This window comes from Extibacter muris (assembly GCF_004345005.1).
Classification (GTDB): Bacteria; Bacillota; Clostridia; order Lachnospirales; family Lachnospiraceae; genus Extibacter; species Extibacter muris.
In genome coordinates this window covers 133948-146074 of record NZ_SMMX01000004.1, presented here as the reverse complement: position 1 = coordinate 146074, position 12127 = coordinate 133948, and the positions used below count along the sequence as shown (strand labels likewise).

At 50.4% G+C, this 12127-nt stretch carries 14 protein-coding genes; 12 read left to right on the top strand and 2 right to left on the bottom strand.

The window, feature by feature from the left end; genetic code table 11:
- Window positions 1-11: 11 nt before the first annotated feature.
- The 12 genes from E1963_RS06240 (at window position 12) to E1963_RS06185 (ending at window position 10837) form a co-directional block, all read left to right on the top strand.
- Window positions 12-800 (top strand): SDR family NAD(P)-dependent oxidoreductase, encoded by a 789-nt coding sequence (locus E1963_RS06240; RefSeq protein ID WP_132276359.1) that lies wholly within the window; start codon window positions 12-14, stop codon window positions 798-800.
- Complete coding sequence (locus E1963_RS06235) at window positions 797-1372, top strand: hypothetical protein (protein WP_132276357.1); 576 nt, start codon at window positions 797-799, stop codon at window positions 1370-1372. Before E1963_RS06240 ends, E1963_RS06235 begins: the two co-directional genes overlap by 4 nt.
- Before the next feature lie 39 nt (window positions 1373-1411).
- Window positions 1412-2425 carry an RluA family pseudouridine synthase gene (locus E1963_RS06230; RefSeq protein ID WP_132276355.1) on the top strand — a complete coding sequence of 338 codons (1014 nt, stop codon included), beginning with the start codon at window positions 1412-1414 and terminating at the stop codon, window positions 2423-2425.
- A complete protein-coding gene (locus E1963_RS06225) occupies window positions 2383-2931 on the top strand; it encodes a Holliday junction resolvase RecU (RefSeq protein WP_132276353.1) in 549 nt (182 codons plus the stop codon). The genes E1963_RS06230 and E1963_RS06225 overlap by 43 nt, the downstream gene beginning before the upstream one ends.
- A 77-nt stretch (window positions 2932-3008) precedes the next feature.
- On the top strand, window positions 3009-4262 hold the full coding sequence (gene hisZ, locus E1963_RS06220) for an ATP phosphoribosyltransferase regulatory subunit (protein WP_132276351.1): 1254 nt from the start codon (window positions 3009-3011) through the stop codon (window positions 4260-4262).
- A 3-nt stretch (window positions 4263-4265) separates the two neighbouring features.
- Entirely contained in the window at window positions 4266-4901 is a 636-nt protein-coding gene (hisG, locus tag E1963_RS06215) for an ATP phosphoribosyltransferase (RefSeq protein ID WP_132276349.1), read from the top strand.
- A gap of 36 nt (window positions 4902-4937) precedes the next feature.
- Complete coding sequence (gene hisD / locus E1963_RS06210) at window positions 4938-6233, top strand: histidinol dehydrogenase (RefSeq protein WP_132276347.1); 1296 nt, start codon at window positions 4938-4940, stop codon at window positions 6231-6233.
- 13 nt (window positions 6234-6246) lie between these two features.
- Window positions 6247-6834: an imidazoleglycerol-phosphate dehydratase HisB gene (gene hisB / locus E1963_RS06205; RefSeq protein WP_132276345.1), complete on the top strand. Its 588-nt coding sequence runs from the start codon at window positions 6247-6249 to the stop codon at window positions 6832-6834.
- A gap of 15 nt (window positions 6835-6849) precedes the next feature.
- Window positions 6850-8133: a bifunctional phosphoribosyl-AMP cyclohydrolase/phosphoribosyl-ATP diphosphatase HisIE gene (hisIE, locus tag E1963_RS06200; protein WP_132276343.1), complete on the top strand. Its 1284-nt coding sequence runs from the start codon at window positions 6850-6852 to the stop codon at window positions 8131-8133.
- Between the two features lie 21 nt (window positions 8134-8154).
- Window positions 8155-8526: a hypothetical protein gene (locus E1963_RS06195; RefSeq protein ID WP_243117608.1), complete on the top strand. Its 372-nt coding sequence runs from the start codon at window positions 8155-8157 to the stop codon at window positions 8524-8526.
- 145 nt (window positions 8527-8671) lie between these two features.
- Window positions 8672-9532, top strand: coding sequence for a dTDP-4-dehydrorhamnose reductase (gene rfbD, locus E1963_RS06190; RefSeq protein WP_132276341.1), 861 nt, complete (start codon window positions 8672-8674; stop codon window positions 9530-9532).
- A complete protein-coding gene (locus E1963_RS06185) occupies window positions 9533-10837 on the top strand; it encodes a dicarboxylate/amino acid:cation symporter (protein ID WP_132276339.1) in 1305 nt (434 codons plus the stop codon).
- 58 nt (window positions 10838-10895) lie between these two features.
- Here E1963_RS06185 and E1963_RS20520 read toward each other — a convergent pair whose 3' ends face one another.
- Both E1963_RS20520 and E1963_RS20515 read right to left on the bottom strand, forming a co-directional pair.
- On the bottom strand, window positions 10896-11390 hold the full coding sequence (locus tag E1963_RS20520; protein WP_243117607.1) for a hypothetical protein: 495 nt from the start codon (window positions 11388-11390) through the stop codon (window positions 10896-10898).
- A complete protein-coding gene (locus E1963_RS20515; protein WP_243117606.1) occupies window positions 11321-11842 on the bottom strand; it encodes a hypothetical protein in 522 nt (173 codons plus the stop codon). Before E1963_RS20515 ends, E1963_RS20520 begins: the two co-directional genes overlap by 70 nt.
- Window positions 11843-12127 lie beyond the last annotated feature (285 nt).

Genomic DNA, 12127 nt, shown 5'->3' with positions numbered 1-12127 from the left:
GAGGCAGAACAATGAAAATTGCATTAATTACAGGTGCATCCTCCGGCCTAGGCCGGGAATTTGCAAGACAGATACCGAAACTGTACCGGAAGCTGGATGAGATATGGCTGGCTGCGAGAAGTACGGATAAGCTGAAAGAGCTGGCAAAAGAGCTTCCTCTTCCTGTGCGTATCTTTGACGGGGATTTGACGCGGGATTATATATACGATAGAATCAAAAAAGAGCTGGAACGGCAGTCGGCCGACATACGTATGCTGGTCAATGCAGCCGGATACGGTGCTATCGGTGACGCGACGGATATCGACGTGCCTGCACAGGCCGGCATGATCGATCTGAACTGCAGGGCTTTGACGAAGATGACGCTCCTGTGTATCCCATATATGTCAAAAGGCAGCCGGATAATCCAGATGGCCTCCGCGGCAGCGTTTGCCCCGCAGCCCGGCTTTGCCGTCTATGCTGCAACCAAATCTTATGTATACAGCTTTGCAAGAGGAATGGGCGGCGAACTGAAAAGCAAAGGGATAATAACGACGGCCGTGTGTCCTGGTCCGGTAGATACGGCTTTTTTCGAGCGGGCGGGAAATACCGGCAACAGTATGAAATGGAAATTTATGTCCGGACCCGTGGAAGTAGTACACAAAGCACTTGCCGACGCGGCGAACAGACGGGAGACGTCCGTGTACGGAGCGGCCATGAAGGCAGCCAGGATTGCAGCCAGACTGCTTCCTGACAGGCTTGTTATCCGGCTGATGAGGGCGGACAGCAAAAAGCAGAATAAGGGAGACGAAAGAATACGATGAAGATAGAAAAAGGCCAGCCGGGGTATATCAAAGCGCAGAAGCAGAAGCTGCTAATGTTTACAATTGCGGAGTTTGCAATCGTGGTGGCCCTGCTGCTGCTCGGATACTTCCAGACGGGAACGAAGCTGAATCTGCTGACTGCGGTTGCGGTGCTTGGGTGTCTGCCGGCATCGAAGATGCTGGTTGAATTTATAGCAATCGCGCCATATAAGGCCATAGATTCCGAGAAATATAAAGAGACAGAAGAAAAGGCAACGCTGTTGACGACCGCTTATGATATGGTCATCACAAGCAAGGAGAAGATAATGCCGGTAGATGCGGTTGTCATCTCCGGCAATACGATCTGCGGATATGCTTCCAACCCGAAGACGGATGAGGCAAAGGCGGCAATGCATATCAAAGAAACGTTGCGCCAGAACCACATTGAAAAGGCTGCGGTAAAGATATTCAGCGACTATGTGGCATTTATTACCAGGGCGGAAGGGATGAACAGCATCGCCGCCATCGACAGGCCTGACAACAAGGATCTGGAACAAAGGATACGCAGCGCCATACTAAGCACTTCTATGTAGATTTTAACGCGGAAAGGATTGTTCCCAAACAGAACCACTATGAAGAATATCATAATAAAGCCAAATGAATCAGAGCAGCGGCTCGATAAATTTCTGAAGAAATACCTGAGCGGCGCGCCGGGGAGCTTCATCTATAAGATGCTCCGCAAGAAAAATATAACACTGAACGGTGCCAGGGCCGCTGGCAGTGAAAAGCTTCACGCCGGAGATGAGGTGAGGCTCTTCCTTTCGGATGAGACGGTTGAAAAGTTTGCCGGGATTCCTGTCCCGGTTATAGAAGCAGGCCGGAAGATCCGTCTTGAAATCATCTACGAGGACAGGCATATCCTCCTCGTCAACAAGCCGGCCGGCATGCTGTCGCAGAAGGCAGAGAAGACAGATGTCTCGCTCGTAGAGCAGGTAATCTCATATCTGCTTGACAGCGGCCAGCTGACGAAGGAGGAACTGCAGACCTTCCGCCCGTCTATATGCAACCGGCTGGACCGCAACACGAGCGGGCTCGTAGTGGCCGGGAAAACGCTGGCAGGGCTTCAGGCGTTCAGCAGTATGTTCCGGGAAAGGAACCTGAGCAAATACTATCTCTGTATCGTGAAGGGGAAGGTGGACAGGCCTTCTCATATAAAAGGGTTTCTTATCAAGAATGAAAAGACGAACGAAGTGGAGATCGTAAAGGAAAGGTACGGCGGCAAGGCGGTTCCCATAGAGACAGAGTACATCCCCCTGGCTTACAGCGGGGCGCTTACCCTCCTGAAAGTGCATCTGATCACGGGCCGCACCCATCAGATACGGGCGCATCTGGCTTACGTATCCCACCCGCTGTGTGGAGATTACAAGTACGGAGACAGAGCGGTGAATGACCGGTACAGGCAGCTGTATGGCGTCACATCACAGCTGCTCCACTCATATGAGCTTGTCCTTCCGCACATAGAAGGTGAGCTGGCGGCACTCTCGGACAGAAGGTTCCGCGCGCCGGTGCCGGACATATTTCAGAAAGTGATAAAGGAGACAGCATGGGAACATGGAACTCAAGAGGCCTTAGAGGTTCTACGTTAGAAGACTTGATCAACCGGACGAATGAGCGGTATCAGGAGATGGGGCTGGCGCTCATACAGAAGATTCCGACACCGATTACGCCGGTAAAGATGGACAAGGAACACCGGCAGATTACGCTTGCCTACTTCGACCAACGCAGCACGGTTGATTATATCGGTGCCGTACAGGGGATACCGGTCTGCTTCGATGCAAAAGAATGTGTCGCAGATACCTTTCCCCTCCAGAACATCCACAGACATCAGGTGACGTTTATGGAAGGATATGAAAAGCAGGGGGGGCTGTCCTTTCTGATCATCTTTTTTTCAGCCAGGAACATTCTGTATTATATGCGTCATGATGAGATGCTTGCCTTCTGGAAACGGGCAGAGGACGGAGGAAGGAAAAGCTTCCGCTTTGATGAGCTGGATCCGCGTTTTCTGATGGAACTGAAGAATGGCTGCTATGTTCCTTATCTGGATGCGATGAATCTGGATCTGGAGCTGAGGGAGCAGCTTGACAAAGAATAAGAAAATGCGTATAATGCAGTAAGGAATTTAACATAGTAGCACACTAAAGTGCTGTTCATGACACAGCAGGAGGATATATGAAGAAATTACTACACACGCCGGAAGGGGTCCGGGATATATATAATGTTGAATGCGGGAGGAAGCTGGCGCTGGAGAGAAGGCTGGAAAAAGTATTCCATCTCTATGGGTATCATGACATACAGACACCTACCTTTGAATACTTTGACGTGTTCCGGAAGGAGATAGGCACGATTCCCTCAAAAGATCTGTACAAATTTTTTGACAAGGACGGCAATACGCTCGTTCTCCGGCCGGATATCACTCCGTCCGTCGCCAGAGCCGCAGCAACGCTGTACGGTGATGAGCAGCTTCCGATACGCCTCTGCTATACCGGAAATACGTTCATCAACCATTCCAGCTATCAGGGACGGCTCCGGGAGAACACGCAGATGGGTGCAGAACTGATGGGAGATGACTCGGCAGAGGCGGATGCGGAGATGCTGGCACTTGTCATCGAATGCCTCACTTCCATCGGGCTGAAAGAGTTCCAGCTGAACGTGGGGAATGTAGATTACTTCCAGAGCCTGATAGAAGATGCGGATCTGGACGAAGAGGCGGAAGAACGGGTCCGGGAGCTCATCAACAACCGGAACTACTTCGGGGTGGAAGAATTCCTGGACAGCATCCATGTAAAAAGAAGTTCCAAGGAAGCATTTGCGGCTCTGGATGAACTTGTCGGCGGTGTGGAGATACTTGCCCGGGCGAGGAATATCGCTCCGAATTCCAAAGGCATTATGGCAATCAAACGTCTGGAGAAGATCTATGATGTTCTTAGGATATATGGAGCAGAAGAATATGTGACTTTTGACCTGAGCATGAGTGGTACTTATGGGTACTACACCGGCATCATCTTCCGGGGCTATACGTTCGGAACCGGAGATGCCTTTGTCAAAGGGGGGAGGTACGACCGTCTTCTTGAAAAATTCGGAAAAGAGTCTGCTTCGATTGGTTTCGTCATCGTCATCGATGAACTGATGAACGCACTTGCAAGGCAGAAGGTGCGCATCGTATATACAAGAAAAAACACACTGATCGTATATGATGAGGAGCGGCTGAAAGAGGCGCTCGTACTGGCCAGAGATTTCAGAAAAAAGGCCAAAAACACAGAACTTGTCAAGAAGTCCAAAGGCAAGCTCATAGAAGACTATATCGAATACGGCAAAGAATATTATGCAGGAAATCTGATTTACATTAATAAAAACGGGGAAATCACGATGATAAACCTGGTGACGGGAGAGCACAAAGTGATTGCCTCAAGAGACAGGAGCTAAACTATGAGATATCTGACATTTGCCCTTGGGAAGGGGCGCCTGGCAAAGCAGACGCTGGAGCTTTTTGAAAAGATAGGAATCACTTGTGAAGAGATGAAAGATAAGGATTCCAGAAAGCTGATATTTACGAACGAAGAACTAAAACTTAAGTTCTTTCTTGCAAAAGGGCCGGATGTCCCCACGTATGTAGAGTACGGAGCGGCGGATATCGGTGTGGCAGGGAAGGATACGATACTGGAAGAACGGCGCAAGGTACACGAGGTGCTGGACCTTGGCTACGGCAGATGCAGCATGTGCGTCTGCGGGTACAAGGAGGCCGTCCCCCTTCTCCAGCATCACGAGCTCATAAGGGTTGCCACCAAGTATCCGAACATCGCAAAAGACTACTTTTATAATACGAAGCATCAGACTGTGGAGATAATCAAATTGAACGGCTCCATAGAGCTGGCGCCTATCGTAGGGCTGTCAGAAGTGATAGTGGACATCGTGGAGACCGGCTCGACATTGAAGGAAAACGGGCTGGAAGTGCTGGAAGAGGTATGTCCGCTTTCGGCCAGGATGATAGTGAACCCGGTAAGCATGCGTATGGAAAGCACGAGGATCAAGACGCTTCTGACAAAGCTGCGTGCCCAGCTGTAACAGGAATGGAATGAGAGATAAGAGAGGACAGATCATATGAGGATACTACGGTTAGACAAGGAGACAAAGCAGAATGTCCTGGAAGACCTCCTGAAACGGAGTCCGAACAATTACGCCGGATACGAACAAGGCGTGGCGGAGATTCTGGATAAGATAAAAGGAGAGAGAGACAAAGCGCTATTCCATTATACGAAGAAATATGATGGGGCAGATATCAGTGCAGCGAATGTGAAAGTGACGGAAGAGGAATTCCAGGAAGCCTATGAACAGGTAGACCCGTCCCTCCTTTCCATTATCAGGAAGGCGCTTGTGAATATCCGCACATATCATGAAAAGCAGCGCCAGTACAGCTGGTTTGACAGCAGGCCGGACGGCACGATCCTCGGACAGAAAGTCACGGCCCTTAACCGGGTCGGCGTGTATGTGCCCGGCGGCAAGGCAGTGTACCCTTCTTCCGTGCTTATGAACATCGTACCGGCTAAAACAGCCGGAGTCGGGGAGATCGTCATGGTGACGCCGCCCGGTAAAGACGGGAAGGTAAATCCAAATACGCTTGTCGCCGCCATAGAAGCAGGCGCTGACGCGGTCTATAAAGCGGGCGGCGCACAGGCGGTAGGCGCGCTGGCTTACGGGACGGAAAGCATACCGAAGGTGGACAAGATCGTAGGGCCCGGGAATATATATGTGGCTCTTGCTAAAAAAGCGGTTTACGGCCATGTAAGCATAGACGCGATCGCAGGGCCGAGCGAGATCCTCGTAGTGGCGGATGAGACGGCAAACCCAAGATATGTAGCGGCAGACCTCCTGTCCCAGGCGGAACACGATGAACTGGCATCTTCGATACTTGTAACGACGAGCGAAAAACTGGCCAGGGATGTATCTGCCGAGGCAGACGCATTTGCCGAAGAGCTGTCCCGGTCCGAGATTATAAAGAAGTCATTAGATAACTACGGCTACATCCTCGTGGCCGAAACGATGGACGATGTCATTGACATTGCTAATGACATCGCGTCTGAACATCTTGAGATAATGACGAAAGACCCGTATCATATCATGACGAAAATAAGGAATGCGGGTGCCATATTTATAGGGGAATATGCAAGCGAACCGCTTGGCGACTACTTTGCAGGCCCGAATCATGTGCTGCCGACCAATGGGACGGCGAAGTTCTTCTCGCCGCTGTCCGTGGATGATTTTATCAAAAAATCCAGCATCATCGGCTACTCCAGAGAGGCGCTGGAGGAGATCCATACAGATATCGAGGCGTTTGCAGAAGCAGAACAGCTGACCGCGCACGCCAATTCTATTAAAGTGCGTTTTGAAGAGGGATAAGGAGGATGAGAGGATGGAACGGACAGCCGAATGTACGAGAAAGACGAAAGAGACGGATATAACCGTCACGCTCAATCTGGATGGAAGCGGACAGAACGATATCAGCACCGGCATAGGGTTCTTCGACCATATGCTGGACGGATTCGCGCGGCACGGATTATTTGACCTGACCGTAAAGGCCAAAGGTGATATGCATGTGGACTGCCATCACACCGTAGAGGACACGGGAATCGTATTGGGGCAGGCGATAGCACAGGCGGCAGGAGACAAGGCTGGCATCAGAAGATACGGCCATTTCATACTTCCCATGGACGAGACGCTGGCCCTCTGTGCGGTAGACTTGTCGGGACGCCCTTACCTCGGATATGATGCATTGCTTACGACGGAGCGGATAGGCAGCCTGGATACAGAGATGGTACGTGAGTTCTTCTATGCCGTGTCTTACAGTGCCATGATGAATATCCATCTGAAGATACTGGATGGCTGCAACAGCCACCACATGGCAGAAGCCATGTTCAAAAGCTTTGGGAAAGCGCTCGATATGGCAACCATGGCAGAGCCGCGGATCAAGGAAGTATGGACTACAAAAGGAAGCCTATAAAGGAGACTAGATACAATGAGCTATAAACGATTGATACCCTGTATCTTTATCAGGGGAGGGAAAGCGGTAAAATGGTTTACAGATGAGACGGTGCTGGCAGACGATGTCATCGGACTTGCTAAATATTACAGTGACCACGGGGCGGATGAACTGCTTGTGTTCGACCTGTCTGACGCCGACGAAGAACATGATGAAGCGATTGACCTGATGAAACGGATGAACCGTGTCATCCGTATACCGATGGTAGCAGGAGGCAATATCCGGCGCCAGGAGGATATAAAGAAGATCTTATACGCGGGAGCCAAACGGGCGATGCTGAATTTCTCCAAGGCGGACAGCGTAAAGCTGATTGATGATGCCGCCAGACGCTTTGGAAAGGAGAAGATCGCAGTATCGCTGAACGACTTTGATGCTTTGTTCAAGCACCAGCATCTTATCCAGGACTACAGCAGCGAAATCGTATTCATGCACAGGCTCGATTTGAATTCGGTCATGAATGTCACAGACGTCCCATGCGTGGTCGTCACAGACACGATGGAAGAACCGGAGCTGTTCAAGATCCTTAAGTGCCCGGGCGTAAAGGGGCTGTCGGGCAAATTCGTCAGCCAGACGGATATGGATTTCGTGGACTTCAAGGAGAAATGTGGCCAGGAAGAGATCAAGATGACTTCCTTTGAAAGCATGATGGAATTCTCACAGTTCAAGACGAATGGACAAGGGCTCGTACCCGTCGTCGTACAGCACTATAAGACCCAGGAAGTGCTGATGCTCGCCTATATGAACGAGGAGGCATTCTACCGTACCATCAAGACCGGCAAGATGACCTACTACAGCAGAAGCAGAGAGCAGCTCTGGACGAAGGGCGAGACAAGCGGCCATTTCCAGTATGTAAAATCACTGACGATAGACTGTGACTATGACACGCTGCTTGCCAAGGTGGATCAGGTGGGCGTGGCCTGCCATACGGGCAATCCGACCTGCTTCTTCCAGCCTCTTGTCGGAAGCGACTATGATGAGACGAACCCGCTGCAGGTATTTGAGTCGGTGTACGGTACCATCCTGGACAGACGCGAAAACCCGAAGGAGGGTTCCTACACGAATTATCTGTTCGACAAAGGGATTGACAAGATATTGAAGAAAGTAGGCGAAGAGGCGACGGAGATCGTCATAGCCGCCAAGAATCCGAATCCTGAAGAAGTCAAATATGAGATGGCGGATTTCCTGTACCATGCTATGGTGCTTATGGTAGAGAGGGGAATCAGCTGGGAAGATATCATCAAGGAGCTGGCAGACCGCTAAAACGGGAATGAAACAGCATATATGCCGCATATAATATTCCAGGCAGGAAATAAGTACAAAGCCAGCTGCCTGGAAAGGACGGGATGCTATATGAACAATTCTGAAAAAAGGCGGCGCCAGCTGCTGAATGAGACGCGGTATCTGTACAGCGACCGCAAGGGACCTCCGGCCGTGCATCCGAGATATGGCGCTGCCTACCACAAATTGTACGGGGAAGAGGACACCGGTGCCGTCAGCACGTTCGGGATACGGGTATTCCTGTGCTTTATGCTGTTTGCGGCATTCGTTGCTATGGAGAATAACGGGATCGAGGTAAGACATGTGGACAGCGACAGGGTCATCCAGGAGATAACGACGGATATGGATGTCGCGGAAGTATGGAAAAATCTTTAAGGAAAATGATGGAAAGCCAGTAACGGCACGTTTATTGACACTGGCGGCAACTATTGATATAATAGATAAGCGGAATGTAAAGCGTTGATTGCACTTGATCAACGCTTTTCTTATAGTGCAGGAGGAAGATACAGGAGGAGAGAACATGGTTAAAGTATGGATCGTAGGTGCCGGAGGGCAGCTTGGAACAGCGATTAACGAAGTGCTGGACCCGCTGGAAGCGGAAGTGTTCAACACAGATAAGGAAGAACTTGATATTACGCATACCGACGAGGTGATCGGATTTGGTGAGATCAACCGGCCGGATGTGATCATAAACTGTGCGGCGGTTACAGATACCGGGCTGTGCGAAGCACAGCCGGAACTTGCCTACAGGGTGAATGCGCTCGGGGCCAGGAACTTAAGCATCGTTGCAAGAAAGACAGGGGCTAAGATTGTCCAGCTGTCCACCGATGATGTGTTCGACGGTCTGAGCACGACGCCGTATTCGGAGTTCGATGACACGAATCCGCTCACCGTGTACGGGCGTTCTAAAAGAGCCGGAGAAAACTATGTAAAAGAGTTCACGCACAAACATTTTATCGTGCGCAGCAACTGGGTATACGGCAGAGGTGAAAACTTTGTAAACAGCGTGATTGAGAAGGCAAAAAGCCAGAGAGAGCTTCCGGTGGCTTCCGATCAGTTCGGTTCGCCGACGAGCGCCCGGGATCTGGGCAGGATTATCCTTCATCTGATCCGGACGAATGAATACGGCACATACCATGCCACATGCAAAGGGACCTGCAGCCGTTATGAGTTTGCAAAAGAAATCCTGAAGCTGGCCGGCCTGGAAGCAGAACTGAGGCCGGTACCGACGCGTGAATCAGAACTGTCTTCCGTGCGTCCGGCTTATGCAGTTCTGGACAACTTTATACTTAGGATCATAGACGTATATGAAATGCCCGGCTGGAGAGCGTCTCTGGAGGAATATATGGAAGAGTGGATGAACAGAGGAGGAATCGGATAGATGGGTATTGAGAGAAAAGGGGAGAAGAAAAAGTTAGGACTTACGACAAAGATTTTCATAGCGCTGATTGCTGGAGCCATATTTGGCATCGTCTTATGCTACGTGGTTCCTGCCAGCTCTATAAAAGATGATATCATAGTGGACGGCGTCCTGCATGTCATCGGCCAGGGATTCATCCGGCTTATGAAGATGCTCGTCGTACCGCTCGTATTCTGTTCGCTCGTGTGCGGGAGCATGTCCATCGGTGATACGAAAAAACTGGGTACGGTAGGAGTGCGGACACTTGTGTTCTATCTCTGTACGACAGCCCTCGCCATAACGGTGGCATTGTCCGTAGGCAATATCATCAATCCGGGACGGGGCCTGGATATGACCAGGATACAGGCGGGCGCGGCGGATGTGGGCATCACGGAGGCGGCATCTCTGACAGATACGCTGCTCAACATCATACCGGATAATCCGGTGAACGCGCTGGCAAGCGGAAGCATGCTGCAGATAATCGTATTCGCTCTTATCATCGGCATCATACTTGCAAAACTGGGGGAACGGACCGAGACGGTGAGCAATTTCTTCAGCCAGTTCAATGATATCATGATGGAGATGACGATGATGGTTATGAGCCTTGCACCAGTCGGTGTATTCTGCCTCATTTCCAAGACGTTCGCCGGTATCGGATTCTCAGCCTTCGTGCCTCTCGGAAAATATATGATAGGGGTGCTGATTGCACTGGCAGTACAGTGCTTCGTCGTCTATCTGGGGCTTTTGAAACTGTTTACAGGATTGAATCCGCTGAAGTTCATCAAAAACTTCTTTCCTGTCATGGCTTTTGCATTTTCCACGGCTACATCGAATGCGACGATTCCGCTGTCCATTGACACGCTTGCAAAGAAGATGGGGGTATCCAAAAGAATATCTTCCTTTACCATACCGCTCGGCGCCACGATTAATATGGACGGTACGGCAATCATGCAGGGCGTGGCGGTCGTATTCGCGGCACAGGCATTCGGCATCCGCCTCGAGCTGATGGATTATATCACCGTTATCGGGACAGCGACGCTGGCCTCTATCGGGACTGCGGGCGTTCCAAGTGTCGGCCTCGTCACCCTCACGATGGTGTTTAATTCCGTCGGGCTGCCCGTGGAGGCTATCGGCCTGATCATGGGTATAGACAGGATACTGGACATGACACGCACCGCTGTCAACATCACCGGCGACGCGGTATGTACCACGATAGTCGCACACCAGAACAAAGCGCTGGACAGGGATGTATTTAACCAGGGGGCCACATCCGCCGAGCATGCCTGACCGGTGTTGTATGCTATGCTTCCAGCTCATGGATCAAATCCCGGATCTGGGACATGATTTACATCCGATGCTTTCCTTTATAACCTATTTTTTCCGCAAGGCGGAGCAGATACTCCCGATATAGAGCTACCATATCCGGCTGAGATATCTCGAAGACGGTGAAAGGTCCGTGCATATGCACGAGCAAGGCCCTGTGCTCTTCTTTCTCCATAAGTGCGCTGTCCTGTTCAAAATCACCTGACCACGGCACAAAATGATAGTTCTCACATGTCTCAAGAATCCGAAGAATGTTCTTCAGATGAAGGACGTAGTTCTCCGGGGTATAGTAGAGGATTTCCGATGTACCGCGGGAAGTGGTGATAGGAACGAGACCGTCCTTCACCTGTCTGGCGGTGGCAAGACAGACGATGTCGATCAGATTGTACTTGCCGCCTTCCTTTTCAAGCCGTTCCATTTCCTCCTGATAGATGCTGCCCAGGCGCTTCAGATCGGCACTGTCCCTCTTCTCGATACAGTAGTCAAGCAGTCCGGCGGGAGCGGTCTCCGCAGACAAGGAAAGCAGAATGCCCGTGCCGCCGCGCGTTTCCCTTCATTGCCATAGTAGACAGAGGTACCTTCATGGAATTCACAGACGATGTCTACGGAATCATGTTCCTCGTTCCCGGAATCCCTGAGTGCTTCAAACGTACGCATAAAGCGCCCGACACCGTCGTTGTCACCGCAAAGCCAATAATAAAGCAGTTCTGACAGCTGATCGTTTTTTATCGTAAAGATCATATTCGTTCCAACAATTTCAGCAAGCGCGCGTCGCTGGTAATCTGTAGTGCACCGTCTGGCAAAAAAGCGCGCCATATCCTGCAGCAGCTTCTTGTTACACGGCATTCCTCTCTTTCCGGTACGCAGCCGGCTGACCAGAGACGGATCTGCCGAAATCGACTCTGCCAATTCACGATTAGAAGTTTGTATCAGATTCATGATGAATATCAGCTTTTCACAAAATTGCATAAGTACCACCTGCCTTTTCTCAAGTATATACAAAATATCGCAGGTTGGCAACAGCGGATGTCATCAAAAATGACACCTTACGTAGTGGAAGGATTGAATCAGAGCCTTGTAATTGCATGAAAAATAATGTAATCTATTAAATAAATATATAGAGATTAAAATATGTCAATACCAATGACAAACGGTGTCATTCATATTGACACTATGCTCAAAAGTATAGCGCGTAAAGAAAACTCCGCCTGGCATCATAGGTTGACACGATACTTTAGAAAGCCGGCTTCTTTT

What these genes read in the sequence shown, in the direction of transcription:
- E1963_RS06240 (WP_132276359.1), top strand. Translation starts at nt 12, where the DNA reads ATGAAAATTGCATTAATTACAGGTGCATCCTCCGGCCTAGGCCGGGAA.
- E1963_RS06235 (WP_132276357.1), top strand. Translation starts at nt 797, where the DNA reads ATGAAGATAGAAAAAGGCCAGCCGGGGTATATCAAAGCGCAGAAGCAG.
- E1963_RS06230 (WP_132276355.1), top strand. Translation starts at nt 1,412, where the DNA reads ATGAAGAATATCATAATAAAGCCAAATGAATCAGAGCAGCGGCTCGAT.
- E1963_RS06225 (WP_132276353.1), top strand. Translation starts at nt 2,383, where the DNA reads ATGGGAACATGGAACTCAAGAGGCCTTAGAGGTTCTACGTTAGAAGAC.
- hisZ (WP_132276351.1), top strand. Translation starts at nt 3,009, where the DNA reads ATGAAGAAATTACTACACACGCCGGAAGGGGTCCGGGATATATATAAT.
- hisG (WP_132276349.1), top strand. Translation starts at nt 4,266, where the DNA reads ATGAGATATCTGACATTTGCCCTTGGGAAGGGGCGCCTGGCAAAGCAG.
- hisD (WP_132276347.1), top strand. Translation starts at nt 4,938, where the DNA reads ATGAGGATACTACGGTTAGACAAGGAGACAAAGCAGAATGTCCTGGAA.
- hisB (WP_132276345.1), top strand. Translation starts at nt 6,247, where the DNA reads ATGGAACGGACAGCCGAATGTACGAGAAAGACGAAAGAGACGGATATA.
- hisIE (WP_132276343.1), top strand. Translation starts at nt 6,850, where the DNA reads ATGAGCTATAAACGATTGATACCCTGTATCTTTATCAGGGGAGGGAAA.
- E1963_RS06195 (WP_243117608.1), top strand. Translation starts at nt 8,155, where the DNA reads ATGCCGCATATAATATTCCAGGCAGGAAATAAGTACAAAGCCAGCTGC.
- rfbD (WP_132276341.1), top strand. Translation starts at nt 8,672, where the DNA reads ATGGTTAAAGTATGGATCGTAGGTGCCGGAGGGCAGCTTGGAACAGCG.
- E1963_RS06185 (WP_132276339.1), top strand. Translation starts at nt 9,533, where the DNA reads ATGGGTATTGAGAGAAAAGGGGAGAAGAAAAAGTTAGGACTTACGACA.
- E1963_RS20515 (WP_243117606.1), bottom strand. Translation starts at nt 11,842, where the DNA reads ATGCAATTTTGTGAAAAGCTGATATTCATCATGAATCTGATACAAACT.